Here is a 26,927-nt window from a genome sequence, read left to right as displayed (position 1 = left end):
AAATGAAGCACATACGAAATTTCTCCATCATCGCTCATATCGACCACGGCAAATCGACGCTGTCAGACCGTTTGATTCAAATTTGTGGTGGCCTGAGCGATCGTGAGATGGCGGCGCAAGTTCTGGATTCGATGGATTTGGAGCGTGAACGCGGCATTACCATTAAGGCGCAGAGCGTAACGCTCGATTACAAAGCGCTGAACGGTGAAACTTACCAGCTCAATTTTATCGACACGCCCGGACACGTGGACTTCTCCTATGAAGTTTCCCGCTCTCTGGCGGCCTGTGAAGGGGCATTACTGGTGGTCGATGCAGGTCAGGGCGTAGAAGCACAGACGCTGGCGAACTGCTATACCGCCATGGAAATGGATCTGGAAGTGGTACCGGTACTCAACAAGATCGACCTGCCTGCGGCCGATCCGGAGCGTGTGGCAGAGGAAATCGAAGATATTGTTGGTATCGATGCCACCGATGCTGTGCGTTGTTCAGCGAAGACCGGCGTCGGTGTACCGGAAGTGTTGGAGCGTCTGGTACGCGACATTCCGCCGCCGGAAGGCGATCCGGAAGGCCCGTTACAGGCGCTGATTATCGACTCATGGTTTGATAATTACCTCGGTGTGGTATCGCTGATTCGCATTAAGAACGGCACCCTGCGTAAAGGCGACAAAGTTAAAGTGATGAGCACCGGTCAGGTGTACAACGCAGAGCGCCTGGGGATTTTCACGCCGAAACAAGTCGACCGTACCGAGCTGAAATGCGGCGAGGTGGGCTGGCTGGTGTGCGCCATTAAAGATATCCTCGGCGCACCCGTGGGCGATACCCTGACGTTGCAACGTAACCCGGCTGATAAAGCGCTGCCAGGCTTCAAAAAAGTGAAGCCGCAGGTGTATGCCGGTCTGTTCCCGGTCAGCTCTGATGATTATGAAGCCTTCCGCGATGCGCTGGGCAAACTGAGCCTGAACGATGCTTCGCTGTTCTACGAGCCGGAAAGTTCTACTGCGTTGGGCTTCGGCTTCCGCTGTGGCTTCCTTGGCCTGCTGCATATGGAGATCATCCAGGAACGTCTGGAACGTGAGTACGATCTCGATCTGATCACCACCGCACCGACCGTGGTGTACGAAGTGGAAACCACAGATGGCGAAGTGGTGTATGTTGACAGCCCGTCTAAGCTGCCGCCGCTGAATAATATTGAAGAACTGCGCGAACCGATCGCCGAGTGTCATATGCTGCTGCCGCAGGAGTTCCTTGGCAACGTCATTACGCTCTGCATCGAGAAACGTGGTGTTCAGACAAATATGGTTTACCACGGCAACCAGGTTGCGCTGACTTACGAAATCCCGATGGCGGAAGTGGTTCTCGACTTCTTTGACCGTCTGAAATCGACGTCGCGTGGCTATGCTTCACTGGATTATAACTTCAAACGTTTCCAGGCCTCTGACATGGTGCGTGTCGACGTGCTGATCAACGCAGAACGTGTCGATGCGCTGGCGCTGATTACTCACCGTGATAATTCGCAATATCGTGGCCGTGAGCTGGTGGAAAAGATGAAAGATCTGATCCCACGCCAGCAGTTCGATATCGCGATTCAGGCAGCAATCGGCAACCACATTATCGCTCGCTCAACAGTCAAACAGCTGCGTAAAAACGTTCTGGCGAAATGCTATGGCGGTGACGTTAGCCGTAAGAAAAAACTGTTGCAGAAGCAGAAGGAAGGTAAGAAGCGAATGAAGCAGGTCGGTAACGTTGAACTGCCGCAGGAAGCATTCCTTGCCATTCTGCATGTCGGTAAAGACAGCAAATAAGGAACCTCAATGGCTAATATGTTCGCCCTGATTCTGGCGATCGCCACCCTGATAACCGGTGTTATCTGGTGTATTGATCGTTTTAAATGGGCACCAGCACGTCGTGCTAAGCAGGTTGCAGCACAGGCGCAGGCGGGTAACACGCTGGATAGCAAAACGCTGGCGAAAGTCTCGGCACAACCAGGTTGGGTGGAAACCGCAGCCTCGGTTTTCCCGGTGCTGGCGGTGGTATTTATCGTACGTTCATTTGTTTACGAGCCGTTCCAGATCCCGTCTGGTTCGATGATGCCCACTTTGTTGATCGGTGACTTCATTCTCGTGGAAAAATTTGCCTACGGCTTGAAAGATCCGATCACCCAAACAACGCTGATCCCAACCGGTCATCCGCAGCGCGGCGATATCGCGGTATTCAAATACCCGAAAGATCCGAGCATGGATTACATCAAACGGGTTATCGGTCTGCCGGGCGACAAAGTAGTTTATGATCCTTACAGTAAAACCCTGACGGTGAATCCAGGTTGTGGTAACGGCAAATGCGACACCGCGCTGCCGATCACCTATACCAACATCGAGCCAAGCAGCTTTATTCAGACCTTCAGCGGCTTCGATGGTAATGAAACCGGCAATGGTTTCTTCCAGGTTCCCCAGGGTGAAACTATGCGTGGCGGCTTACGTCTCGGTACACGTAAAGAGACATTGGGCAGCGTGACGCACGATATTCTGCTGGTCAACGAAGCGCAGAGTCAGGCGAGCATGTACTACCAGCAGCCAGGTCAGCCTCAGTCGAGCTGGATTGTGCCGCAGGGACAATATTTCATGATGGGCGATAACCGTGATAACAGCGCCGACAGTCGCTACTGGGGCTTTGTGCCCGAGAGAAACCTGGTCGGCAAAGCGGTTGCTATCTGGATGAGCTTTGAGAAACAAGAAGGACAGTGGCCAACCGGCGTGCGCTTAAGTCGCATTGGCGGTATTCACTGATAAACGGTTGGCTCCCTGCGGGGGGCCACTGCACACGAAACGGAACGTGTTGGAACCTCAGCCCTGTTTCGTATGCAGAGTGACAGACGCACAGAAGAACTGGAATCGCATGAACCCCATCCTCATTAACAAGCTGCAGCGCAAACTGGGCTACACTTTTACTCATCCGGAATTGCTGCAACAGGCTCTGACTCACCGCAGCGCCAGCAGCAAACACAACGAGCGTCTCGAATTTCTTGGCGATTCAATTCTCAGCTATGTGATTGCCAATGCGCTTTATCACCGCTTTCCGCGGGTTGATGAAGGTGACATGAGTCGCATGCGCGCGACTCTGGTACGTGGTAACACCCTGGCAGAAATGGCGCGTGAATTCGACCTTGGCGAATGCTTACGTCTTGGGCCGGGTGAACTGAAAAGCGGCGGTTTCCGTCGTGAATCGATTCTTGCTGATACCGTGGAAGCGCTGATTGGCGGCATCTTCCTCGACAGCAGTATTCAGAACGTCGAAAAGCTGATTCTCGACTGGTATCAAACGCGACTGGAGCAAATCAGTCCGGGTGATAAACAAAAAGATCCGAAAACGCGCCTGCAGGAGTTCTTGCAGGGACGCCATCTGCCGCTGCCCTCGTATCTGGTGGTGCAGGTGCGTGGGGAAGCCCACGATCAGGAATTTACCATTCACTGTCAGGTGAGTGGCATGGCTGAACCGGTGGTGGGCGTAGGCTCCAGCCGCCGTAAAGCAGAACAGGCCGCCGCCGAACAGGCATTAATTAAACTCGGCCTCGAATAGTCACATCGCAGCACCCTGACCGGTGCTGATTAAGTCAGGACTCGAATGAGCGAACACGAAACTTATTGCGGCTTTGTCGCGATTGTTGGCCGACCGAACGTCGGTAAATCCACCTTACTGAACCAGTTGCTGGGGCAGAAGGTGTCGATCACCTCGCGCAAGCCGCAAACCACGCGTCACCGCATTATGGGGATTCATACGGAAGGGCCGTATCAGGCTATCTACGTGGACACCCCCGGACTGCACATGGAAGAAAAGCGGGCGATTAACCGCCTGATGAACCGTGCTGCCAGCAGCTCTATCGGTGATGTTGAACTGGTTATTTTCGTGGTTGACGGCACGCGCTGGACGCCAGATGACGAAATGGTGCTGAATAAGCTGCGGGATAACAAAGTTCCTGTCGTGCTGGCGGTTAACAAAGTCGATAACATCCAGGATAAAAGCATCCTGCTGCCGCATTTGCAGTTCCTCAGCCAGCAGATGAACTTCACGGATATCGTCCCGATCTCGGCTGAACTCGGTAAAAACGTCGATACCATCGCGGCGATCGTGCGTAAGCGTCTGCCAAAAGCGGAACACCACTTCCCGGAAGAGTACATCACGGACCGTTCACAGCGTTTTATGGCTTCCGAAATCATCCGCGAAAAACTGATGCGTTTCCTCGGCGCAGAACTGCCGTATTCCGTTACCGTTGAGATTGAGAAGTTCGAAACCAATGAGCGCGGCGGCTATGATATCAGCGGCCTGATTCTGGTCGAACGCGATGGTCAGAAGAAAATGGTGATTGGCAACAAAGGTGCCAAAATCAAAACCATCGGTATCGAAGCACGCAAAGATATGGAAGAAATGTTCGAGGTTAAAGTCCACCTTGAACTATGGGTGAAGGTGAAATCTGGCTGGGCGGATGACGAACGTGCGCTGCGCAGTCTGGGTTATGTAGACGATCTTTAACCGATGGAAGGCTGGCAACGCGCCTTTGTGCTGCATAGTCGCCCCTGGAGCGAAACCAGCCTGCTGCTCGACCTCTTCAGCGAAAGCGAAGGGCGTGTGCGTGTCCTTGCCAAAGGTGCACGCTCGCGTCGTTCGCAACTCAAAGGTGCGTTACAACCATTCACTCCCTTGCTGGTGCGCTGGGGCGGGCGCGGCGAAGTCAAAACGCTGCGTAACGCGGAAGCGGTATCGCTGGCGCTCCCCCTGAGCGGCATCACGCTCTACTGCGGCCTCTATGTCAATGAACTGCTGTCGCGGGTATTGGAGCAGGAAATTCCTTTCTCTGATCTTTTCTTCGATTACCTGAATTGTATCCAGGCGCTTGCTGCCGCCAGCGGCACGCCGGAGCCGGCATTGCGCCGTTTCGAGTTGGCGCTACTTGGGCATCTGGGATACGGCGTCGATTTCCTACACTGTGCGGGCAGTGGGGAAGAGGTGGATGATGGTATGACCTACAGCTACCGTGAAGAGAAAGGGTTTATTGCCAGCCTGGTGGTGAACCAGCGGAGTTTTACTGGCCGCCAGTTGCGGGCGCTCTGGGAACGCGATTTTCCCGATGCCGATTGCCTGCGTGCCGCCAAACGCTTTACTCGGATGGCGCTGAAACCCTACCTGGGCGGTAAGCCGCTCAAGAGCCAGGAACTCTTTCGCCAGTTTGTGCCGAAAAAAAGGCCAGACGCGACGAGCGAATGATGCCAGTCCTGTTGCTACGCGGTACACTGTAAACTCACTAACCCTGGTTAAGGATTGTCATGGCTGAGTTGCTGTTAGGGGTCAATATTGACCACATCGCCACTGTACGTAACGCACGTGGCACCAATTATCCCGATCCAGTGCAGGCAGCATTTATTTCTGAGCAGGCTGGCGCGGATGGCATTACTGTGCACCTGCGCGAAGACCGCCGTCATATCACCGATCGTGATGTGCGTATTCTGCGCGATACCATCCAGACGCGCATGAACCTGGAAATGGCGGTGACCGATGAGATGGTGGGTATTGCCTGTGATATCAAGCCGCACTTCTGTTGTCTGGTGCCGGAAAAGCGCCAGGAAGTCACCACTGAAGGTGGTCTCGATGTAGCGGGTCAGCAGGACAAAATCAATGCTGCAGTGAAGCTTCTGAGCGAGGCGGGTATTCTGGTGTCGTTGTTTATCGATGCCGATCATCGCCAGATCGAAGCGGCCGTGGCAAGCGGCGCACCATACATTGAAATTCACACCGGTGCTTATGCCGAAGCGCCTGAAGGTCTGGCTCGTGATGCAGAGCTGGAGCGGATCCGTAAAGCGGCAACTTTTGCTGCCAGCCTCGGTCTGAAAGTGAATGCGGGTCATGGCCTGACCTACCATAACGTGCTGCCGATTGCGGCGCTGCCGGAAATGCATGAACTGAATATCGGCCACGCGATTATTGGGCGTGCGGTGATGAGCGGCCTGGCCGAGGCGGTTAAAGAGATGAAACTGCTGATGCGGGAAGCGCGTCGTTAATGGCTATTCTCGGGCTGGGTACTGATATTGTTGAAATCGAACGTATTGCTGGAGTGATTGAACGCTCCGGTGATCGCCTGGCGCGTCGAGTGTTAAGCGAGGCCGAATGGCAGCAATATCAGACGCACCAGCAGCCGGTGCGTTTTCTGGCGAAGCGTTTTGCGGTGAAAGAAGCGGCAGCGAAAGCTTTTGGCACCGGCATCCGCGGCGGGTTGGCCTTCAACCAGTTTGAAGTCTACAACGATGCGCTGGGTAAACCGGGGCTTCGTTTCTTCCAGCATGCCGCCGAAATTGCCAGCCAGCTCGGCGTGCAGCATGTGCATGTCACGCTGGCGGATGAACGTCATTACGCCTGTGCCACGGTGATTATCGAAAATTAGTGGTGTAACTCCACAAATTTCTCCCACAGCGCCTCACGGCTTTCGGGGTGCTGTGCGTCGGGAATGATGGTGTTATCGATGGGGCACACGCTCAGACAGGTCGGTACATCATAATGACCGACACATTCGGTGCAGCGGTCGCTATCAATCTGGTAGATGGCATCACCGAGACTGATGGCCTGATTAGGGCACTCCGGTTCGCACATGTCACAATTGATACAACGCTGGGTAATCAGTAAAGCCATGATCTGTTCAGTATCTGGGGTAAGGGCGTCAAATAAGGCGCGCACCTTACCACAATTCATTCGTTGCCCCAATCTGAAGTACGTTTTTTCTTCATCCGTTTTGCGCTAGCGCAAAACTTTGACATGATGATATTTATCAAATTTCCGTGATGATGTCATGAGTCTGATGGTTGATTTTTTTCAGGTTAATAATCTCAATTATTTTTCAGATGAACTAATGAGGAGATGTAATTTTTTTGAGTTAGCATGTCGCGACATCAAGGATAAGGTCGATGGATTGAAAATGGATGTCGCGTTCGAATTAATCAGGCAGCGTCATGCTGCTGATAAGTCCCATATTGATTTAAGTTACATTACCCACTTTTATTGCAATCAGGAATCGATTGATTCTGTTTTATCATTGTTGAATGAGTATGAAGCTTATCCAGCTGATTTATTAGATCGCATCGAATTTATTATTGTCGATGACGGCTCACCTATTGAGTACGACATTCCTGAGCTGAATATCAATTTTACCTGGCTGCGTATTACCAGTGATATTAAGTGGAACCAGGGAGGAGCACGTAATCTGGGAGTGACCTATGCCAAATCTGATAAAATTTTGATGTCAGATCTCGACCACGCATTCCCGGCCGCCACCTTAGCTTCTCTGGCTGATATGGCAAATCCGGGACGACGCTTCTACAAGTTGCGTCGCCAGCGTACCGATGGGACTTACTATAAAGGCCATGCCAATCTTTTTTTTATGAGTCGCGCCCGCTTCTTGCGTTTTTATGGTTATGATGAGGAATATTGTGGTGAGTATGGCGCAGAAGATTATCGATTTGTGAAATACCAGAAATATCAAGGGTCACAGCAACGTTATATGCCAAAGAATGTTTGGTGTTATGAACGTGTTCTGGATAGATCGAAAAGCTATCATAGTTTAGAACGTGATTTATCGGTAAATACGCAGGTCGATTTACGTAAGAAGAAAGAGTGCTGCTCTTTTGGTAAAGAATTTGGTCATAGTCGACTGTTCCTGAATTTTGACTGGGTGAAATTGAAAAGTCACAATCGTCGACCAATCACCGCACCAAAAATCAGAAAATATTGGCGTCCTTTGTGGTGGTGGCGTTGGTTATGCGCGTATGCAGCGCGATAAATCGCGCCGCTACATATCCGGCACGGCTTACACGAGTTTTTTCACCAGTTCTTCACTATGGCGAATATGGCTGGAGGCACGTTCCGGATCATTCTGCACCAGCGCCATAAACAGCAGGTCGGTCAGCGCCAGTTGGGCGCTGGTTGAGGAAATGGCTGCGCTGCGCGTACTTTGTTCCTCAGCGACGGTATACAGGCAATGGGTGGCGCACTGCTGCAAGGTATTAGGCGTAAACCCGGTAAATGCCAGGACATCGGCACCGGTCTGGGCTGCTTCCTGCGCTGCCAGATTGATTTCTCGCCGTTCGCCAGTATAGGAGATGGCCAGCAACACATCACCCGCTGTCATGGCCTGCACGCTGGCAAGCAGCGCATGCATATCCTGCTCGGCGACCGCGTTGATACCAATCTTCATGAGTTTCCACGAGAAATCTTTTGCCACCAGACCTGAAGCACCAATGCCTACCAACAGAATGCGGTTGGCGTTTTTCAGCAACTGCAACGTCTGTAACAGCATCTCTTCGCTGTTAATATCCAGGGTGGCGCGAATTGCCGATATTTTCTCGGCCAGCAGTTTTTCACCCACCACTTTAAGTGGGTCATCGCTGAGAATATGGTTGTGCACGGTGATGGCATCGCGATCGGCCAATGACTCGCTCAGTGCCAGTTTTAATGCCGGGAAGCCTCTATAGCCCAACTTCTGGGCGAATTTGACCACGCTGGACTGGCTGACTCCAGATTCTTCTGCCAGTTTTTGCGAACTCAGATGCCGCGCCCGATCTGGCTGCGACAACAAAAAATCCGCCAGCCGACGCTCATTAAGCGCCAGGCGCGGATAAAGCTGGCGAATCCGCAGCAATGAACTCATGTCCGATCCTTAATTCAGAACGTAATGCGTTTTAAGTCTGATGTATGCGGCAGGGAATGTCGCATGACAGACTACCGACCAAGAGAATAAACTATTCAGCAGGCATTGTAGTCATTGGAATTAAAAATGACACTTTTCACCCCGACCGTGGATGCTGGCTACACTGTAAGGCACATGCGGCAGAATACCAGGAGAGTGGTTTGACAAAGGGTACGCAACGACGCGTGGTGTTTTTTGATCTCGACGGCACGCTGCATCAGCAGGATATGTTCGGTACATTTATGCGCTATCTGCTGAAACATCAGCCGCTGAATTTGCTGCTGGTGCTGCCATTATTGCCCGTGATCGGCGTGGGATTGTTGTTGAAAGGTCGCGCCGCGCGCTGGCCGATGAGTTTGCTACTGTGGGCGATCACCTTTGGGCACAGTGAAAAACGCCTGTTGCAACGTGAAGCGGAATTTGCCCGCTGGTTCCGTCAGCGTGTCACCGCTTTTCCGGTGGTCCAGCAACGGCTGACCGACTATCTCAGCAGCGATGATGCGGATGTCTGGTTGATTACCGGTTCACCACAATCGCTGGTCGAGCAGGTCTATTTCGACTCATCTTTTCTGCCGCGCGTGCAGTTGATCGCCAGCCAGATGAAGCCAGGTCGTGGAGGACGGGTACTGGCGATGCGTTGCCTGGGGCATGAAAAAGTGGCGCAGCTGGAGGAAAAGATCGGCACGCCGCTTCAATTATACAGTGGCTACAGCGACAGCAAGCAGGACAACCCGCTGCTGTTCTTTTGTCAGCATCGCTGGCGTGTCACCCCGCAGGGTGATTTGCAACAACTGGAATAACCCTTCGATTCCGTTATAATGCGCCGCCTTAACAGCCCGCAGGAGTAACCTGGTGAACTCACAGACAGATGAATACTGGATGCGTCACGCATTGCGTCTCGCACGCCTGGCGTGGGAGCAGGGTGAAGTGCCGGTTGGTGCGGTGCTGGTACAGGGCGACACGGTGATTGGCGAAGGCTGGAACCGACCAATTGGTCAGCATGATCCGACGGCACACGCGGAAATGATGGCGCTCCGTCAGGGCGGTAAAGTGCTGGAAAACTATCGCCTGTTGGATACCACGTTGTATGTCACGCTGGAGCCTTGCGTGATGTGTGCCGGGGCGATGGTGCACAGCCGGATTACCCGGCTGGTGTACGGCGCAAAAGATGAAAAAACCGGCGCTGCCGGTTCGCTGCTGGATGTGATTGGGCATCCGGGGATGAATCACCAGATACAGATCGATTCTGGCGTGCTGGCGGAGGAATGTGCAGCGATGTTGAGTGATTTTTTCCGCATGCGCCGTGAGCAAAAGAAAGCGCTGCGGCAGACGCAGCGTAACGCCGGTTAATTCATCGCAATTTTGGGTTCAACTGCCGGGTAACCAGCACCCAGTTCTGCTTCCAGCGCTGATTGCTGCGCCAGACGTCTCTCCTGCTCCTGCAAGTAACCCTCCAGACTAATCTGATACTTACGGATGTTCTCGACGTAGTTGTATGCTTCTTGTCCGCGGGCATAACCATAAGTGGTCTGTGCGTAATAACGTTTCTGACTTAACATCGGCAAACGCAGCTTCACATCAGCCCAACTGTCCGGGTTGCCGCCCTGTTTGGCGGTCAGCTTGCGCGCATCCAGCATATGTGCGTAACCCATGTTATAAGCGGACAGCGCAAACCAGATACGTTCATCATCCGGGATGGTGCTGGGGACTTTTTCAATCATCCGTTGCAGGTACTCGCTGCCGCCACGGATGCTTTGCTCTGGGTCGAGGCGATCGGCAACGTTAAGACTGTCGGCGGTATTGCGCGTTAGCATCATCATGCCGCGTACGCCAGTGGGGGACGTCGCCTGTGGGTTCCAGTGTGACTCCTGATAGGAGACGGCAGCCAGTAAACGCCAGTCGATGCTGGAGGCATACTTTTCAAATAACGGCTTAATATCTGGCAACGTGTTGTCTATCGCGCGCAGGAAGGTGCGGGTATCGACATAATCAAAGGTGCCGACGTGACCAAGATACTTTTCTTCCAGTCGCGCCATCGTACCCTCTTCGCCCATCTGGCTATAAAAGTCGAGCATTGCGGCGTTCAGGCTGTCATCCTGTTCATTACGCGGCAGATACCAGGTGACCGGCTCTTCGTCAGTGATGTCGAAGGCCACCGCCAGCTGTGGATGGATACGTTGTAGCAAGCCGATGGTGACAGAATCCCCGACGGTATAATCCAGCTTGCCATCCGCCACCGCTTCCAGCAGCGCTTTTTGTCCCTGATCGGCGGCGATTGACCAGTCGAGTTCGGGATAGTAATTGGCTTTAGCGGAACGTAAAGTTGACAGGTACGCCGAACCGGACTGCACCACCAACCGGCCTTTCAGGTTACCGAGGTTCTTCGGTCGCGGCTTATCAATGCGGTATACCAGCTGTTGCGATACCGAGTAATAACTCGGTCCGGTCTGATAACGGGCGATGCGATCGTTGTTGTAGATCAGACCCGCCGCCAGCAAATCCGCTTTACCATCATCAAGATCGTCAAACAGATCGCCGAGGTTCGGTCGCACGGTGACTTCAAGTTTGACGCCCAGATAATCGGCGAAACGCTTCGCCAGCTCGTAGTCCATACCGGCTGGGGCATTATTGACGGTGTAGTAAGTCAGTGGGGAGTTGACGGTACTGATGCGCAGCACTCCCCGCGATTTGATCTGCGATATCGCGTCTTTACCACCCCCGTACCAGGGGATTGATGGCCACAGTGCCAGCGCAAGTAGCACGGTGATCAGACCGATGAACAGATAGTTTAATTTCAGGCGTTTCAAATAGTTGTCTCTCGCTGGCTCTAAGGCCTCTGTCTTTTAATAGGCAGTATTGATCTTGTTTGAACTCCCAGAGCGAAGGGCATTTTGCGCAACAAAGCGGGCCGGAGCAACTTATATAGCAAGATTTGTGCAATTTTCAGGCAATTGCTAATACCCATAAATAGCCATAAATTCTGCGCAAACGGTTTCGTAACCGGTGCCGTTTCTCTATAATACGCCCCGTTTTCCCTGTTGCGCCCAATGAAGCGTCGCCCGGCGCTTCGAAGACGAGAGATCTTTAATGATGGAAATTCTGCGTGGTTCGCCCGCCCTGTCGGCATTTCGTGTAAACAAACTGCTGACCCGCTTTCAGGACGCTCATCTGCCGGTGAGTGATATTTACGCCGAGTACGTCCATTTTGCCGATGTCAGCGCGCCGCTGAGTGCGGACGAAAAAGCCCGCCTGCAACGCCTGCTGAAATACGGTCCGTCTCTCGCCGAGCATGCGCCACAAGGGCGTCTGTTACTGGTGACTCCACGTCCCGGCACCATTTCACCCTGGTCTTCCAAGGCGACCGATATCGCCCACAACTGCGATCTGCCGCAGGTGCGTCGTCTGGAACGCGGCATGGCGTTCTACGTGCAGGCTCCTGAGCTGAGTGATGCGCAGTGGCAAACTCTCGCCAGCCTGCTGCATGACCGCATGATGGAAACCGTGTTTGGTGATCTCAACGAGGCGCAGCAGCTGTTTGCTCACCATGAACCGCAACCGCTGAAAAGCGTGGATGTGCTGGGTGGTGGCCGCCAGGCGCTGGAGCAAGCCAACACTACGCTGGGGCTGGCACTGGCCGATGACGAAATCGACTACCTGCTGGATGCCTTCACCCACCTGGGCCGCAACCCGAACGACATTGAACTCTATATGTTCGCGCAGGCGAACTCTGAACATTGCCGTCACAAAATTTTCAACGCCGACTGGATTATCGACGGCGAAAAACAGCCGAAGTCGCTGTTTAAAATGATCAAAAACACCTTCGAACAAACGCCGGATCACGTGCTGTCTGCGTATAAAGACAATGCGGCGGTGATGGAAGGTTCTGAAGTAGGCCGCTACTACGCGGATGCTGAAAAAGGCGAATACAACTTCCATCAGGAACAAGCCCATATCCTGATGAAGGTAGAAACCCACAACCACCCGACGGCGATTTCGCCGTGGCCGGGTGCCGCGACCGGTTCCGGTGGCGAAATCCGTGACGAAGGTGCAACCGGACGTGGTGCCAAACCCAAAGCGGGTCTGGTGGGCTTCTCGGTTTCCAACCTGCGTATTCCGGGCTTTGAACAGCCGTGGGAAGAGGATTTCGGCAAACCTGACCGTATCGTCACCGCGCTGGATATCATGACCGAAGGTCCGCTGGGCGGCGCTGCGTTCAACAACGAATTTGGTCGTCCGGCCCTGAACGGCTACTTCCGTACGTACGAAGAGCGTGTGAACAGCCACAACGGTGAGGAACTGCGTGGTTACCACAAGCCAATCATGCTGGCGGGCGGTATTGGTAACATCCGTGCCGATCACGTTCAGAAAGGTGAGATCGTTGTCGGTGCCAAACTGATCGTGCTGGGTGGCCCGGCGATGAACATCGGTCTGGGTGGTGGTGCCGCGTCATCGATGGCTTCCGGCCAGTCTGATGCCGATCTCGATTTCGCTTCGGTTCAGCGTGACAACCCGGAAATGGAGCGCCGCTGCCAGGAAGTGATCGACCGCTGCTGGCAGTTGGGTGAAGCTAACCCGATTCTATTTATCCATGACGTGGGCGCGGGCGGTCTGTCTAACGCCATGCCGGAGCTGGTCAGCGACGGTGGCCGTGGTGGTCGCTTCAACCTGCGTGACGTGCTGAGCGACGAGCCGGGCATGAGCCCGCTGGAAGTGTGGTGTAACGAATCACAGGAACGTTATGTGCTGGCGGTGGCTCCGGACAAACTGCCGCTGTTTGATGAGCTGTGCAAACGCGAGCGCGCACCTTATGCGGTGATTGGTGAAGCCACCGAAGAACAGCATCTGAGCCTGGCCGACAGCCATTTCGACAATAAACCGATCGACATGCCGCTCGACGTGCTGTTGGGCAAAACGCCGAAGATGACACGTGATGTGGTGAGTCAGCAGGTGCAAGGCGAAGCGTTGCAGCGTGAAGGCATCACTATTGCCGATGCGGTAAACCGTGTGCTGCACCTGCCGACCGTGGCTGAGAAAACCTTCCTGGTGACCATTGGCGACCGTAGCGTGACCGGTATGGTGGCGCGTGACCAGATGGTTGGTCCGTGGCAGATTCCGGTAGCTAACTGTGCGGTCACTACCGCCAGCCTCGATAGCTACTACGGTGAAGCCTTCTCCCTCGGTGAACGTGCACCAGTGGCGCTGCTCGACTTCGCCGCCTCAGGCCGTCTGGCGGTGGGTGAAGCCCTGACCAACCTGGCCGCAACCGCGATTGGTTCACTGAAGCGCGTTAAGCTGTCTGCCAACTGGATGTCGGCTGCCGGTCACCCGGGTGAAGACGCCGGTTTGTATGAAGCAGTGAAAGCGGTGGGTGAAGAACTTTGCCCGGCGCTGGGTATCACCATCCCGGTGGGTAAAGACTCAATGTCGATGAAAACCCGCTGGCAGCAGGGCAACGAACAACGCGAAATGACTTCACCGCTGTCGCTGGTGATCACCGCGTTTGCCCGTGTTGAAGATGTACGCCGTACCGTCACTCCGGAGCTTCAGGCGAATAAAGACAACCTGCTGCTGCTGGTGGATCTCGGCAACGGTGCGAACACCCTGGGCGCAACTGCGCTGTCACAGGTCTATCGTCAGTTGGGCGACAAACCCGCCGATGTGCGTGATGCTCTGCAACTGGCTGGCTTCTTCAACGCCATTCAGGCGCTGGTGGCCGAGCAAAAACTGCTGGCCTACCATGACCGTTCCGACGGTGGTCTGCTGGTGACCTTGGCTGAGATGGCGTTCACCGGCCACTGTGGTGTCGAGGCGGATATCGCCGCACTGGGTAGCGATGCGCTGGCCGCGCTGTTTACCGAAGAACTGGGCGCAGTGCTTCAGATCAACGCAGCGGATCGTGATGCGGTGCTGAAAACCTTTGCCGACCACGGTCTGAGCGCCAATGTGCATGTGATTGGTCAGGCACTGCCAGGCGACCGTTTTGTTATCCGTTCTGGCGAGCACGCGGTGTACAGCGAAAGCCGTACCACCCTGCGCACCTGGTGGGCAGAAACCACCTGGCAGATGCAGCGTCTGCGTGACAACCCGGCCTGTGCTGACCAGGAACATGAAGCGAAGAAAAACGACAACGATCCTGGCCTGAACGTCCAACTGACCTTCAAGCCGGAAGAGGATGTGGCCGCGCCGATGATCGCCACCGGTGCGCGTCCACGCGTTGCGGTACTGCGTGAGCAGGGCGTCAACTCCCACGTTGAAATGGCAGCTGCGTTCCATCGTGCCGGTTTCACCGCCGTTGACGTGCATATGAGTGACCTGCTGGCAGGCCGTCGCGGTCTGGAAGAGTTCCACGCGCTGGTGGCCTGTGGCGGCTTCTCCTACGGTGACGTGCTGGGTGCCGGTGAAGGCTGGGCGAAATCGATTCTGTTCAACAGCCGCGTGCGTGATGAGTTCGAAAACTTCTTCCATCGTCCGCAGACCCTGGCGCTGGGCGTGTGTAATGGCTGCCAGATGATGTCCAACCTGCGCGAGCTGGTGCCGGGCAGCGAACTGTGGCCACGCTTTGTCCGTAACCAGTCAGAACGTTTTGAAGCGCGCTTCAGCCTGGTGGAAGTGGCCGCCAGCCCGTCGCTGCTGCTGGACGGCATGGCCGGTTCGCGTATGCCAATCGCGGTGTCGCACGGTGAAGGTTTCGTTGAAGTGCGTGATGGTGCGCATCTGGCCGCGCTGGAAAGCAAAGGTCTGGTGGCGCTGCGCTTCGTCGACAACTTCGGCAAGGTGACGGAAACCTATCCGGCCAACCCGAACGGTTCGCCAAACGGGATCACTGCCGTGACCAATGACAGCGGTCGCGTCACCATTATGATGCCGCACCCGGAACGTGTATTCCGTACCGTCAGCAACTCCTGGCACCCGGCAGAGTGGGGCGAGGATAGCCCGTGGATGCGTATTTTCCGCAACGCGCGTAAGCAGTTGGGTTTACCGCACTAGCGGCGCGATTTATCGCGCATCAGGGGCGTCCATCAGGGCGCCCTTTTTATTGAATGTCTGAAAACGGCGACACCGCTACGGTTACTCTGTCGTCAAAAGGTGACATTTAAATTGTTGATATTATTGATGGTAATTTTTACTCCGAAAACGCGTTGCTAATCAGCGACACTTTACCGGACCGAACGGTAAAAAAATTCCAGCGAGTCGCGCATTTCATCGGGCATTACTCTGATAATCAACGTTATTTTGTTTTTGGCACGATACTTGCTATACTGTTTATGTTGCTCATTCTCCTGCTTATGATTGCCCCGCATTGCGGCCGAGCTCATAAAAACTGAATGACGCACCAAACGGTGCCTGCCGTCCACCCAACCGATAATCGCTTGCTTTGCAACGTTATCAAGCATCGGACGTAACGTTGAGTAAGGCACCACCTTTTCCCGCGTGAGGCATTTGGCGTCGCGCTCAACGGCAGGCATAGCGCCTGCCGTTTTCTTTTCTGTTCTTTCTTCCGCTGTCAGACTCCGCTAGCATTCCTCAGTCAAATTTTAAGGAAATCCGTTGTGAAGAGATGGCGTCTGTTTCCCCGATCGTTGCGTCAACTGGTGCTGATGGCGTTCCTGCTGGTGCTGTTGCCATTGCTGGTGTTGGCATGGCAGGCATGGGAAAGCCTGTCGGCGCTGAGTAATCAGGCGGCGGATACCAATCGCAACACCTTTACCGATGTGCGTCGTAGCGAAGCGATGGCACGCACGGCTATCGAGCTGGAGCGCAGCTATCGCCAATATTGCGTATTGGGTGATGAGACGCTGGCCCGTTTATATCAGTCGCAACGCGTGCGTTACGATCAGATGCTCAGCAGTCATGCGGCCAGCCTGCCGGAATTACCTGCGTTCAAAATCCTGGCGGCAACGTTGCCGCAGCTGGAAACGTTGCAATGCACCAATGGCAACCCGGCTACAGCCGCGGCGGAGGCGCTGGAGCGTTTCTCTGATACTAACGCCCAGATGGTACAGGCAACGCGCGAAGTGGTATTTTCACGCGGGCTGCAATTGCAGCGAGAAATTGCCGATCGCGGACAGTTTTTTGGCTGGCAGGCGCTGATATTGTTCCTGATCAGTCTGGCATTGGTGTTGCTGTTTACCGGGATGATCATCGGCCCGGTCAAACGTGTCGAACGCATGATTAACCGGCTGGGCGAGGGGAAAGCGTTAGGCGACAGCGTTAGCTTTCGTGGTCCGCGAGAAATTCGCTCCCTCGGCCAACGCATCGTCTGGTTAAGTGAACGCCTAAGCTGGCTGGAGACGCAGCGACATGAGTTTCTGCGCCATCTTTCCCATGAGTTGAAAACGCCGCTTGCCAGCCTGCGTGAAGGTACGGAATTGCTGGCCGATCAGGTGGCCGGTCCGCTCAATAGCGAGCAGCAGGAAGTGGTGGCGATTCTCGATACCAGCAGCCGTCATCTGCAACGCCTGATTGAGCAACTGCTGGATTACAACCGCAAGCTGGCGGATGGCCCAATGGCGCTGGAGAGTGTGACGCTGGATACCATCATCGAAACCGTGGTCAAGTCACATTCGCTGCCCGCGCATGCCCGACAAATGAACACCCATGTGGATTTGCAGGTGAATCACTGCCTGGCGGAAGCCACGTTGTTACAACGGGTGATCGATAACCTTTATTCGAACGCCGTGAACTACGGTAGTGAATCCGGTAACATCTGGCTGCAAAGCCAACAGAAGGGCGATGAGGTGTGGATTGAGGTGGCAAACACCGGCACACCCATCCCGGCTGAGGAGCAGGCGATGATTTTTGAGCCTTTTTACCAGGGCAGCCAGCAGCGCAAAGGGCCGGTTAAAGGCAGCGGCCTGGGTTTAAGCATTGCCAAAGATTGCCTGCGCAGGATGCGGGGTGATTTGCAATTGGTGACGCGCAAGGACGCGGATGTCTGTTTTCGTATCATTTTGACTACCACCGCCGGGAATGCCTGATCGATGAAATTATCCCTCAACAACTTATTCGCAGCTGGCTTGATCGTTTTCGGTCTGGCGGGCTGCCATGCACCGACGAAAGGCAATGCCCCGCGTGATGACAGCACCCTGCCGGAGCCGCAGGTGCGTCTGCCGGATTATCTGGCTACTGATTGCGGCAACATCTGGCAAATTGATTACGCTGCGGCGATGAATAATCCCTTGTACTGGCAGCGTGCGATTGATTGCGCCGAGCGCCTTTCCCCGGCGGAAGCCAGAGCAGAAGCGCGTCGTTGGCCGGTGCAGAGCTGGTCGCGTGCCTTTAAGCAGGGCATTTTGCTGGCGAACGGCAACGTCACGCCGCAGGAGCGCCGTGATTACGTGGAAACGCTGGATGGTTACAGCATGGCGTTTCCTGCGGCGGTACGTCCGTTGATTCAATTGTGGCGTAGCAATCAGGCCGCGCAACTTGAACTGAGTGAGGCGCGCGGACGTTATGCACGTCTGCAACAGAGCAGCGACGTCGAATTGGATAATCTGCGTCAGCAGCAACGCACCTTGCGTAAGTCGCTGGATGATACGCAACACAAGCTGGAGCGTCTGACCGATATTGAACGCCAGTTGTCCTCGCGTAAAGCACCCGACAGCAGCGACACTTCACACAGCAGCAGCACCAATGAGGAGCAGCCATGATGAAACAGGCCGCACGATTATTGCTGGTGGACGACGATCCTGGTTTGCTGAAGTTATTGGGGATGCGTTTAAGCAGTGAAGGCTATCAGGTGGCAACCGCCGCCAGCGGCCCGGAGGCCCTACGCCATCTGCAAAAAGAGAAGGTTGATCTGGTGATTAGCGACCTGCGCATGGATGAGATGGATGGCCTGGCGCTGTTTGGTGAAATTCAGAAGCGCCATGCGGGTCTGCCAGTGATCATTCTGACCGCGCACGGATCGATCCCGGAAGCGGTTTCTGCCACCCAGCAGGGGGTATTCAGCTTTCTCACCAAACCGGTGGATCGTGATGCGCTGTACAAAGCCATTGATGAAGCGCTGGCGCAGCGCGCTCCGGCCAGTGATGACGGATGGCGTGAAGCGATCGTCACACGTAACCCATTGATGCTGCGTCTGCTCGAACAGGCGCATATGGTGGCACAATCGGATGTCAGCATTTTGATTAATGGTCAAAGCGGCACGGGTAAAGAGGTGTTGGCACAGGCGATCCATGCGGCCAGTCCCCGCGCCAGCAAACCCTTTATCGCTATCAACTGCGGTGCGTTACCGGAACAATTGCTGGAGTCAGAGCTATTCGGCCATGCCAAAGGGGCGTTTACCGGTGCGGTTAGCGCACGTGAAGGGCTATTCCAGGCAGCGGAAGGCGGTACGCTGTTCCTCGACGAAATTGGTGATATGCCGCAGGCATTGCAGGTGAAGCTGCTACGTGTGTTGCAGGAACGCAAAGTGCGCCCGCTCGGTAGCAACAATGATGTCAATATCAATGTGCGTATCATTTCTGCCACCCATCGTGATCTGCCTAAAGCGATGGAAAAGAAGAGTTTCCGTGAAGATCTTTACTATCGCCTTAACGTGGTGAATCTGAAGATCCCGGCGCTGCATGAGCGTGCGGAGGATATCCCATTGCTGGCTAATCATCTGTTACGCCAGTCGGCCGATCGCCATAAACCCTTTGTGCGCAGTTTCTCCGTCGATGCGATGAAACGGTTGGTGGGTGCCAGCTGGCCGGGTAATGTGCGTCAGTTGGTCAACGTGATTGAGCAGTGCGTAGCGCTGAGCACTTCGCCGGTCATTGGTGATGCGCTGGTGGAACAGGCGCTGGCGGGGGAAAACACGGCGCTGCCGACTTTTGTCGAAGCGCGTAATCAGTTTGAGCTGAACTATCTGCGCAAGCTGTTACAAATGACCAAAGGAAATGTCACCAATGCGGCGCGTCTGGCTGGACGCAACCGTACTGAATTCTATAAGCTGCTGTCGCGCCATGAACTGGACGCCAGCGATTTTAAAGAGTAGCTTGCTGCGGCTGCGGCAGAAACACTTATACTATCTGTTACCCGTCCGGCCACGGAGGGAGTGAAAAAAGGATCTGTCATGAAAAAGATCGATGCAATTATCAAACCATTTAAACTCGATGATGTACGCGAGGCATTAGCCGAAGTCGGTATCACCGGGATGACGGTCAGCGAAGTGAAAGGATTTGGTCGTCAGAAAGGCCATACCGAGTTGTATCGCGGTGCCGAGTATATGGTCGACTTTCTGCCGAAAGTAAAAATCGAGATGGTGGTGGGCGACGATATCGTTGATACCTGCGTCGAGACCATCATGAAAACGGCACAGACTGGCAAAATCGGCGACGGTAAAATCTTTGTCTTCGATGTCGCCCGCGTGGTACGTATCCGTACCGGCGAAGAGGACGAAGAGGCGATCTAATCGCCCCTTGAATTGCTGAAAAGCCCGCACCGTTTCGCGCTGCGGGCTTTTTTATGGCAGGCGTAGCGGCGCGATTTATCGCGTAATCCCTGATTTACAACACCTTATGCGGACCAAACACCTCGTAATGGATGCGGTCAGCATCGATACCGGCATCCAGCAACTGACGAGCGACAAACTGCATAAACGCCAGCGGGCCGCACAACCAAAACTGATGATCAGCCTGGCCCAACGATGCGGAAGCAGAGCCTAAATCCATTAATCCCTGCGCATCGTAACGCCCCGCATCTTCGGTGGTGGGCTGGCGATACCAGATATGGCTGGCGAAGTGTGGCAGGCGGCGACCCAGTTCGGTCACTTCTTTAGCGAATGCATGTTGTTCGCCATCTTCCGCCGCATGCAGCCAGTTAACGGCAGCCGGATGCGCCTGCCCGGCCAGCGTCGCCAGCATCGCCAGCATCGGTGTCTGGCCGACACCCGCCGAGATCAACGTGACTGGCGTCGTCGGTGTCACTTGCAGGAAGAAATCCCCCGCGGGTGCTGCGCACTGCACCACATCACCCACTTTTGCCAGATCATGCAGCCAACCCGATACGCTTCCCTGGTCTTCGCGTTTTACGGCAATACGGTAGAACTGACCATTCGGCTGGTGTGTCAGTGAATATTGACGATGTTGCAGATTTCCCGTGCTGTTCGGGCGCAGGCTGATCGCCAGATACTGGCCAGGCAGAAAGTCTGCCACCGCCTCGCCATCAACGGGGGCAAGTTCGAAACTTTTAATCACGCTGCTTTGCTGATGAATGGCAAGGATGCGGAAATCACGCGCGCCACGCCAGCCGCCGAGCTTCGCCGCTGAAGTGCGATAAAGGCTCTCTTCGCGCTGGATAAACACCTCAGCCAGCACCCCGTAGGCTTTGCCCCAGGCCTGCAATACTTCTTCGCCCGGATTCAGCAGTTCCTGAATGGTCGCCAGCAGATTTTCACCCACGATCGCGTACTGCTCCGGCTGAATATTCAGGCTGACGTGCTTCTGGGCGATTTTTTCTACCGCAGGCAGCAGCACGGCAAGGTTCTCCAGATTGGCACCATAAGCGCAGATCGCGTTGAACAGCGCTTCACGTTGATTGCCGCTGCGCTGATTGTTCATGTTGAACACGTCTTTGAGTTCCGGATGCTGCGTCAGCATACGCTGATAGAAATGGCCAGTGAGCTGAGGGCCTAATTGGGCGATGGCGGGCAGGGTCGATTTAACCGTAGCGATGGTTTGTGCGTCGAGCATGGTGAATCCTCATAGCAATTTAAAAGATGTATTTTAAATGCATCTTATGATCGAGACGCAGCGGTTGTAAATCCCCCTGATTGTTGCGGGATCTTTCGCCTGCTCTGGAATCCGCCTCGCAAACCTGAAATTTTTTCCGCTTCATCCTGAGTAAATATCGTGATTATCTGGCTTGCAAAAATGCGTAAAAAACCCGTTCCAGCGCCCTGCCAATCGTTTGCGTAAAAAGAAAGGATTGCGGCTACCGCCACCTGCCAAAACGGTTTACACTGTGGGCCTTCGCCCCTTCGCGGGGCTTAAACTGCCGTTAAAAAGTTAGCTGAGTCAGGAGATGCGGATGTTAAAGCGTGATATGAACATTGCCGATTATGATGCCGAGTTGTGGCAGGCGATGGAGCAAGAGAAAGTGCGTCAGGAAGAGCACATTGAACTGATTGCTTCTGAAAACTACACCAGCCCACGCGTTATGCAGGCGCAAGGTTCACAGCTCACCAATAAATACGCGGAAGGGTATCCGGGCAAGCGCTACTACGGCGGATGTGAATACGTTGATATCGTTGAGCAGCTGGCGATTGACCGCGCCAAAGCGCTGTTTGGCGCTGATTACGCCAACGTGCAGCCGCACTCTGGTTCTCAGGCTAACTTTGCGGTGTACACTGCACTGCTGCAACCGGGCGATACCATTCTGGGTATGAACCTGGCGCACGGTGGTCACCTGACTCACGGTTCTCCGGTTAACCTGTCCGGTAAACTGTATAACGTGGTGCCGTACGGCATCGATGAAACCGGTAAAATTGACTACAACGAACTGGCTGAACTGGCGAAAACCCATAAGCCGAAAATGATCGTTGGCGGTTTCTCTGCTTACTCAGGCGTAGTTGACTGGGCAAAAATGCGTGAAATCGCTGACAGCGTTGACGCCTGGCTGTTCGTTGACATGGCACACGTTGCTGGTCTGATTGCCGCAGATGTTTATCCGAACCCGGTTCCGCATGCGCACATTGTGACCTCTACCACCCATAAAACCCTGGCGGGTCCGCGTGGCGGCCTGATCCTGGCGAAAAACGGTGACGAAGAGCTGTACAAAAAACTGAACTCCGCGGTATTCCCCGGTGGTCAGGGTGGTCCGCTGATGCACGTTATCGCCGGTAAAGCGGTTGCTTTCAAAGAAGCGATGGAACCCGAGTTCAAAACTTACCAGCAGCAAGTGGCTAAAAACGCCAAAGCGATGGTGGAAGTGCTGCTGGATCGCGGTTACAACATCGTTTCAGGTGGCACCTATAACCACCTGTTCCTGATTGACCTGGTGAGCAAAAACCTGACCGGTAAAGAAGCGGATGCCGCACTTGGCCGTGCCAACATCACCGTCAACAAAAACAGCGTGCCGAACGATCCGAAAAGCCCGTTTGTCACCTCGGGTATCCGTATCGGTACGCCAGCAGTAACCCGTCGCGGCTTTAAAGAAGCGGAAGTGCGTGAGCTGGCGGGTTGGATCGCTGATGTGCTGGACAACATCAATGATGAAGCCACCATCGAACGTACCAAACAGAAAGTGCTGGATATCTGTGCACGTCTGCCGGTTTATGCCTGATCAGGCCTGAATTTGCAGCGATAAAAAGGATGGCGTAAAGCCATCCTTTTTTTATGCTCCGGATTCGACTGGCACCAGATGGCAGGCCACGCGCTGCCCCTCGACTTTCACCGCCAGCACTGGCCGTTCCGTGCGGCAGCGATCGGTGACATATGGGCAACGGGTATGGAAGCGGCAGCCAGTCGGCGGAGACAGTGGGCTGGGCAGTTCACCCGTCAGGCTAACGTTATTCCCGCGATCGCGCGGATTCATGCTCGGCGCGGCACGTAGCAGGGCCTGGGTATAAGGATGCAATGGCGAAGTGAATAACCGCTCTGTCTCGGTAATTTCGACCACTTCGCCCAGATACATTACCGCCACGCGATGAGAAATATGCCTGACCAGCCGCAGATCATGGGCGACGAACAACACTGTCAGGTTGAGTTTCTGCTGTAAATCCAGCAGCAGGTTGACCACCTGCGCCTGCACCGAAACATCCAGCGCCGACACCAGCTCATCGGCGATCAGCACCGTTGGTTCTACCGCCAGCGCACGACTGATACCAATACGTTGACGCTGACCGCCAGAAAACTCATGTGGCAATTTATCGATAGCGTCAAGCGGGAGACGTACCAGCGTCATCAGTTCGCGAATGCGGGCGGGAATCTCCTTTTTCGGGCACATGTTGTGCACCGATAGCGCCTCGGTCAGCACTTGCCCGACGGTCATGCGTGGGTTCAGTGAGCTGTAGGGATCCTGAAAAATCATCTGCACCTGGCGGTTAAAACTGCGTCGCGCTTTGCCATGCAGGGTAGCGATGTCTTTGCCATTGAAGTAGATTTTGCCTTCATTGGTGGGCAGCAGCCCGACCATAGCGCGCGCCAGAGTCGATTTACCGCAGCCCGATTCACCCACCACGCCGAGTGTCTCGCCAGGCATCAGCTCCAGCCGGACACCGTTCAGAGCCTGGACAACCTTACGTGGCTTGCCCTGAAGTTTGTCGAAAATCGACTGGGTTACCGGGAAGTGCACCATGGCTTCCTCGACGCTGACAATCGGCAAGCCTCGTTGCAAAGTCATTTCACTCATCTCAAACCCCCTCCGGCAACATCAGGTTGGCGTGATGATGGCAGGCAACCTGATGGTGTGGATTCAGTACCTCAGTCGCGGGCAATTGCCTGAGGCAAACGTCAGTTTTATAACGACAGCGCGGGCTGAAACTGCACCCCGCTGGCAGATCGAGCAGGGAAGGAGGCGTCCCTTCGATCGACAACAGAGGCTGGCGTTCGCCACCACTTTGCGGTACTGAGGCAATCAACCCTTGGGTATAGGGATGACGCGGCTGACTGAAGATCTCTTCCACTGGCGCGGTCTCGACGATCCGTCCGGCATACATCACCGCCACACGATCGCACAGCTGGGCGACGACACCCAGGTCGTGGGTGACAAAAATAATCCCCATGTCGAGCTGATCGCGCAGGCTCAACAGCAGTTTAAGGATCTGCTCCTGAATGGTCACATCCAGCGCGGTGGTGGGTTCGTCGGCCAGCAACAGACGTGGATTGCCCGCCAGCGCGATGGCGATCATCACGCGCTGGCGCATCCCGCCGGAGAACTGATGCGGATAATCGTCAAGGCGCAGTTCCGGAGCGGGGATACCGACCTGATTTAATAACTCAATGGCGCGTGAGCGGCGCTGCTTGCGGTTCAGATCGGTATGCGCGCGCAGGCTTTCCTCGATTTGTCGCCAGACGGTTAACACCGGATTCAGCGCAATCATCGGTTCCTGAAATATCATGGCAATTTCGCCGCCACGGATGCTGCGCAGTTCAGCGGGGCGCATGGTCGAAATCTCGCGTCCCTGCCATTTCACCGATCCGGAAATTTCCGCACTCGACGGCATCAGATGCAACAACGAGCGCAGCGTGACACTTTTGCCGGAACCGGATTCGCCAACTAACCCGAGAATTTCGCCGGGCTTCAGGCTGAAGTTCACGTTCTGGATCGCCCGCAAGCTACCACGTGAAGTGTGAATCAGGGTATTGAGCTGATTCACCTCCAGCAAAGGGGATGTATCACTGGGCATAATTCGTTCTCATGTTTTCTAACGGCTGCCGGGGCGTAGCCAGTCGGCCAGCAGGTCACCAAACAGGCTGAATCCCAGCCCGGTCAGGACGATGGCGATGCCGGGGAAAATAGTGATCCACCAGGCGGTGTCCATGAAATTCTTGCCGGAGGCAATCAGTACCCCCCATTCTGCGGTGGGTGGTTGCGCACCAAGGCCAAGATAACCGAGGCTGGAGCCGAGCAGGATGGCGAGCGCCATATCTGTCATCCAGTACACCAGCGTGGTGGTAATAACGTTCGGCAGTACATGACGGAAGATGATGCGTGGCGTGCTGTAACCCATGACTTTGCCAGCGGCAACGTACTCAAGGCGTTTTTGGATACTGACTTCACCGGCGATCAATTTGGCGTAGAACACCCAATAAATAATGCCGACAGCGATATACATACTGTTGAGGCCCGGACCGAGAATCGCGACGATGGCGATCACCAATACCAGCAGCGGGAAAGTGACCACTGCATCCACGATACGTTGAAACAACATTTCGGCAACCCCGCCGAAATACCCCACCAACAGTCCAACCAGGGTGCCAAACACCATCGGAAACAGCGTGGTGAAGAAGGCGATTTGCAGGTCAATACGGTAGGCGAAAACCACGCGTGAAAAGATATCGCGGCCAAAATTATCGGTGCCAAAAATATGTTGCAGGCTTGGCCCTTTCAGGATCGCACGATAATCAAATTTTAGCGGATCGGCGCTAGCAACCAGATGAGGGAAGAACGCCATCAAAAGGCTGAGAACCAGGATGATGCAGCCCAGCTGCGACGGCCAGGGCAGATGTTTACGCCATTTGCGCGTGAGGGAGCGCTGGGCAATCAATTCACTCATCGCGCTCTCCTTGGATCAATCATCACCTGCACGATATCGGTAAGCAGGAAAATCAGCGACACCAGCACCGACAACACGATAACCAGACCCTGAATCATCGGATAGTCACGGCTAAAAATGCTATCGACCATCAGTCGTGCTATACCGGGCACGGCGAAGACGGTTTCGGTGATCACCGCGCTGCCAATGGTGGTGCCAATGTTGAGCGCAAACAGGCTCAGCATCGGGATCAGCGCGTTACGCAACACATGGCGCAGCAATACCACGCGGCTGCTGAGGCCTTTGGCGCGGGCGAAAGTGACGTATTCCGCGTCCAGCACCGCGATAATCGAGTTACGCAGACTGCCAATCAGCACCGAAGTGATGCTGACCGCCAGCGTCATTGCCGGCAGAAACAGGTGCCAGAGGCGCTGTCCCCAGCTATCGCCATAGCCACCCACCGGGAACCAGTGCAACTGGGCGGCAAACACCGTCAGCAGCACCAGCCCGATATAAAACGAAGGCATCGACAGCGTAACCTGCGATGCGCCACGAATGGTGATATCGGTGGCGCCGTTACGTTTGAGCGCTGAGATAAAGGCCAGTGGGATCGCCATCACCAACGAAAACAGCGCGGCCATCCCGGTCAACAGCAATGTGACGGGTAAACGTTCGGCAATCACCGTAGTCACCGGGGCATGCATCGCATAGGAGTTGCCGAGGTTACCGCTGGCTACCTGGCGTACAAAGTAGACAAATTGCACCGGCAGCGGTTGGCTCAACCCCAGTTCGTTATTAATGCGCGCGACGTCAGCGTCGGTCGCGCGATCACCAATCATGGCGCTGGCTGGATCGCCGGGCAGCAGGCGCACGATAGCAAAAGTGACTATCAGGATCACCAGCAGCGTCGGGATGATCAGCAGAATGCGTTTGAAAATATAATTCAGCTCAGTCAACGCGTGCTCCCAAATCCAGCGTACAGGCGCTGTAGCCCGCACGGGTACAGCGCCAGATGCCTGGATT

25 protein-coding genes are annotated in these 26,927 nt (G+C 54.8%); 16 read left to right on the top strand and 9 right to left on the bottom strand.

Translation table 11 applies throughout. From position 1 onward, the window contains the following. Positions 1-2 precede the first annotated feature (2 nt). From lepA to acpS, 7 genes are all read left to right on the top strand, one after another. The gene (gene lepA / locus AC6I8W_RS15780) at positions 3-1,802 is read left to right on the top strand and encodes a translation elongation factor 4 (RefSeq protein ID WP_480365054.1); all 1,800 of its coding nucleotides are present in this window, start codon (positions 3-5) and stop codon (positions 1,800-1,802) included. A gap of 9 nt (positions 1,803-1,811) precedes the next feature. Next, positions 1,812-2,783, top strand: coding sequence for a signal peptidase I (gene lepB, locus AC6I8W_RS15775; protein ID WP_497835781.1), 972 nt, complete (start codon positions 1,812-1,814; stop codon positions 2,781-2,783). A gap of 109 nt (positions 2,784-2,892) precedes the next feature. Beyond that, positions 2,893-3,573, top strand: a complete 681-nt coding sequence (gene rnc / locus AC6I8W_RS15770; RefSeq protein ID WP_497835780.1) for a ribonuclease III — start codon at positions 2,893-2,895, stop codon at positions 3,571-3,573. Positions 3,574-3,618: 45 nt separating this feature from the next. Further along, entirely contained in the window at positions 3,619-4,524 is a 906-nt protein-coding gene (era, locus tag AC6I8W_RS15765; RefSeq protein WP_497835779.1) for a GTPase Era, read from the top strand. 3 nt (positions 4,525-4,527) lie between these two features. Next, on the top strand, positions 4,528-5,256 hold the full coding sequence (gene recO, locus AC6I8W_RS15760) for a DNA repair protein RecO (RefSeq protein WP_497835778.1): 729 nt from the start codon (positions 4,528-4,530) through the stop codon (positions 5,254-5,256). 59 nt (positions 5,257-5,315) lie between these two features. Next, the gene (pdxJ, locus tag AC6I8W_RS15755; protein ID WP_497835777.1) at positions 5,316-6,047 is read left to right on the top strand and encodes a pyridoxine 5'-phosphate synthase; all 732 of its coding nucleotides are present in this window, start codon (positions 5,316-5,318) and stop codon (positions 6,045-6,047) included. Next, entirely contained in the window at positions 6,047-6,427 is a 381-nt protein-coding gene (gene acpS / locus AC6I8W_RS15750) for a holo-ACP synthase (RefSeq protein WP_497835776.1), read from the top strand. The genes pdxJ and acpS overlap by 1 nt, the downstream gene beginning before the upstream one ends. On the opposite strand, the gene AC6I8W_RS15745 is transcribed toward acpS, so the two are convergent. After that, positions 6,424-6,672, bottom strand: a complete 249-nt coding sequence (locus tag AC6I8W_RS15745; protein ID WP_497835775.1) for a YfhL family 4Fe-4S dicluster ferredoxin — start codon at positions 6,670-6,672, stop codon at positions 6,424-6,426. The genes acpS and AC6I8W_RS15745 overlap by 4 nt on opposite strands. 283 nt (positions 6,673-6,955) lie before the next feature. Between AC6I8W_RS15745 and AC6I8W_RS15740 the strand changes: the two genes are divergently transcribed. After that, positions 6,956-7,816, top strand: coding sequence for a glycosyltransferase family A protein (locus AC6I8W_RS15740; protein WP_497838206.1), 861 nt, complete (start codon positions 6,956-6,958; stop codon positions 7,814-7,816). Between the two features lie 27 nt (positions 7,817-7,843). Here the strand turns inward: AC6I8W_RS15740 and AC6I8W_RS15735 are convergent, their stop codons facing one another. Beyond that, positions 7,844-8,683: a MurR/RpiR family transcriptional regulator gene (locus AC6I8W_RS15735; RefSeq protein WP_497835774.1), complete on the bottom strand. Its 840-nt coding sequence runs from the start codon at positions 8,681-8,683 to the stop codon at positions 7,844-7,846. 200 nt (positions 8,684-8,883) lie between these two features. Here AC6I8W_RS15735 and yfhb point away from each other — a divergent pair, with 200 nt between their 5' ends. After that, entirely contained in the window at positions 8,884-9,522 is a 639-nt protein-coding gene (gene yfhb / locus AC6I8W_RS15730; protein ID WP_497835773.1) for a phosphatidylglycerophosphatase C, read from the top strand. A 52-nt stretch (positions 9,523-9,574) separates the two neighbouring features. Further along, a complete protein-coding gene (gene tadA / locus AC6I8W_RS15725) occupies positions 9,575-10,072 on the top strand; it encodes a tRNA adenosine(34) deaminase TadA (RefSeq protein WP_497835772.1) in 498 nt (165 codons plus the stop codon). Here the strand turns inward: tadA and mltF are convergent. Further along, positions 10,069-11,529 (bottom strand): membrane-bound lytic murein transglycosylase MltF, encoded by a 1,461-nt coding sequence (mltF, locus tag AC6I8W_RS15720; RefSeq protein WP_497835771.1) that lies wholly within the window; start codon positions 11,527-11,529, stop codon positions 10,069-10,071. The two genes, tadA and mltF, sit on opposite strands and share 4 nt — an antisense overlap. A gap of 280 nt (positions 11,530-11,809) precedes the next feature. Here mltF and purL point away from each other — a divergent pair, with 280 nt between their 5' ends. After that, positions 11,810-15,709 carry a phosphoribosylformylglycinamidine synthase gene (gene purL / locus AC6I8W_RS15715; protein WP_497835770.1) on the top strand — a complete coding sequence of 1,300 codons (3,900 nt, stop codon included), beginning with the start codon at positions 11,810-11,812 and terminating at the stop codon, positions 15,707-15,709. 170 nt (positions 15,710-15,879) lie between these two features. On the opposite strand, the gene AC6I8W_RS15710 is transcribed toward purL, so the two are convergent. Beyond that, positions 15,880-16,188 (bottom strand): hypothetical protein, encoded by a 309-nt coding sequence (locus AC6I8W_RS15710; protein ID WP_497835769.1) that lies wholly within the window; start codon positions 16,186-16,188, stop codon positions 15,880-15,882. A gap of 84 nt (positions 16,189-16,272) precedes the next feature. Here AC6I8W_RS15710 and AC6I8W_RS15705 point away from each other — a divergent pair, with 84 nt between their 5' ends. The 4 genes from AC6I8W_RS15705 to glnB all read left to right on the top strand — a co-directional run bounded on the left by AC6I8W_RS15705 (position 16,273) and on the right by glnB (position 20,120). Next, a complete protein-coding gene (locus AC6I8W_RS15705; RefSeq protein WP_497835768.1) occupies positions 16,273-17,700 on the top strand; it encodes a sensor histidine kinase in 1,428 nt (475 codons plus the stop codon). Positions 17,701-17,703: 3 nt separating this feature from the next. Then, on the top strand, positions 17,704-18,372 hold the full coding sequence (gene qseG / locus AC6I8W_RS15700; protein ID WP_497835767.1) for a two-component system QseEF-associated lipoprotein QseG: 669 nt from the start codon (positions 17,704-17,706) through the stop codon (positions 18,370-18,372). Further along, positions 18,369-19,703 carry a two-component system response regulator GlrR gene (glrR, locus tag AC6I8W_RS15695; protein WP_497835766.1) on the top strand — a complete coding sequence of 445 codons (1,335 nt, stop codon included), beginning with the start codon at positions 18,369-18,371 and terminating at the stop codon, positions 19,701-19,703. Before qseG ends, glrR begins: the two co-directional genes overlap by 4 nt. A 78-nt stretch (positions 19,704-19,781) precedes the next feature. Continuing rightward, positions 19,782-20,120: a nitrogen regulatory protein P-II gene (gene glnB / locus AC6I8W_RS15690; protein ID WP_007886217.1), complete on the top strand. Its 339-nt coding sequence runs from the start codon at positions 19,782-19,784 to the stop codon at positions 20,118-20,120. A gap of 94 nt (positions 20,121-20,214) precedes the next feature. Here the strand turns inward: glnB and hmpA are convergent, their stop codons facing one another. Then, positions 20,215-21,399, bottom strand: coding sequence for an NO-inducible flavohemoprotein (gene hmpA, locus AC6I8W_RS15685; protein ID WP_497835765.1), 1,185 nt, complete (start codon positions 21,397-21,399; stop codon positions 20,215-20,217). A 337-nt stretch (positions 21,400-21,736) separates the two neighbouring features. On the opposite strand from hmpA, the gene glyA reads away from it, so the two are divergent. Then, on the top strand, positions 21,737-22,990 hold the full coding sequence (gene glyA / locus AC6I8W_RS15680; protein WP_497835764.1) for a serine hydroxymethyltransferase: 1,254 nt from the start codon (positions 21,737-21,739) through the stop codon (positions 22,988-22,990). A gap of 51 nt (positions 22,991-23,041) precedes the next feature. On the opposite strand, the gene AC6I8W_RS15675 is transcribed toward glyA, so the two are convergent. From AC6I8W_RS15675 to AC6I8W_RS15660, 4 genes are read right to left on the bottom strand one after another with little or no spacing between them, the layout of a single operon-like run. Next, on the bottom strand, positions 23,042-24,058 hold the full coding sequence (locus tag AC6I8W_RS15675) for an ABC transporter ATP-binding protein (RefSeq protein ID WP_497835763.1): 1,017 nt from the start codon (positions 24,056-24,058) through the stop codon (positions 23,042-23,044). A 1-nt stretch (position 24,059) separates the two neighbouring features. Then, positions 24,060-25,055 carry an ABC transporter ATP-binding protein gene (locus AC6I8W_RS15670; RefSeq protein WP_497835762.1) on the bottom strand — a complete coding sequence of 332 codons (996 nt, stop codon included), beginning with the start codon at positions 25,053-25,055 and terminating at the stop codon, positions 24,060-24,062. An 18-nt stretch (positions 25,056-25,073) separates the two neighbouring features. Continuing rightward, on the bottom strand, positions 25,074-25,925 hold the full coding sequence (locus AC6I8W_RS15665; RefSeq protein WP_497835761.1) for an ABC transporter permease: 852 nt from the start codon (positions 25,923-25,925) through the stop codon (positions 25,074-25,076). Further along, on the bottom strand, positions 25,922-26,860 hold the full coding sequence (locus AC6I8W_RS15660; protein WP_497835760.1) for an ABC transporter permease: 939 nt from the start codon (positions 26,858-26,860) through the stop codon (positions 25,922-25,924). Before AC6I8W_RS15660 ends, AC6I8W_RS15665 begins: the two co-directional genes overlap by 4 nt. Between the last annotated feature and the right edge of the window lie 67 nt (positions 26,861-26,927).

The sequence above is a fragment of the Pantoea sp. X-Soil-TKNS-1211 genome, assembly GCF_059730495.1.
Note: the sequence above shows the minus strand (reverse complement) of the source record. Positions and strands in the feature narration are given on the sequence as shown.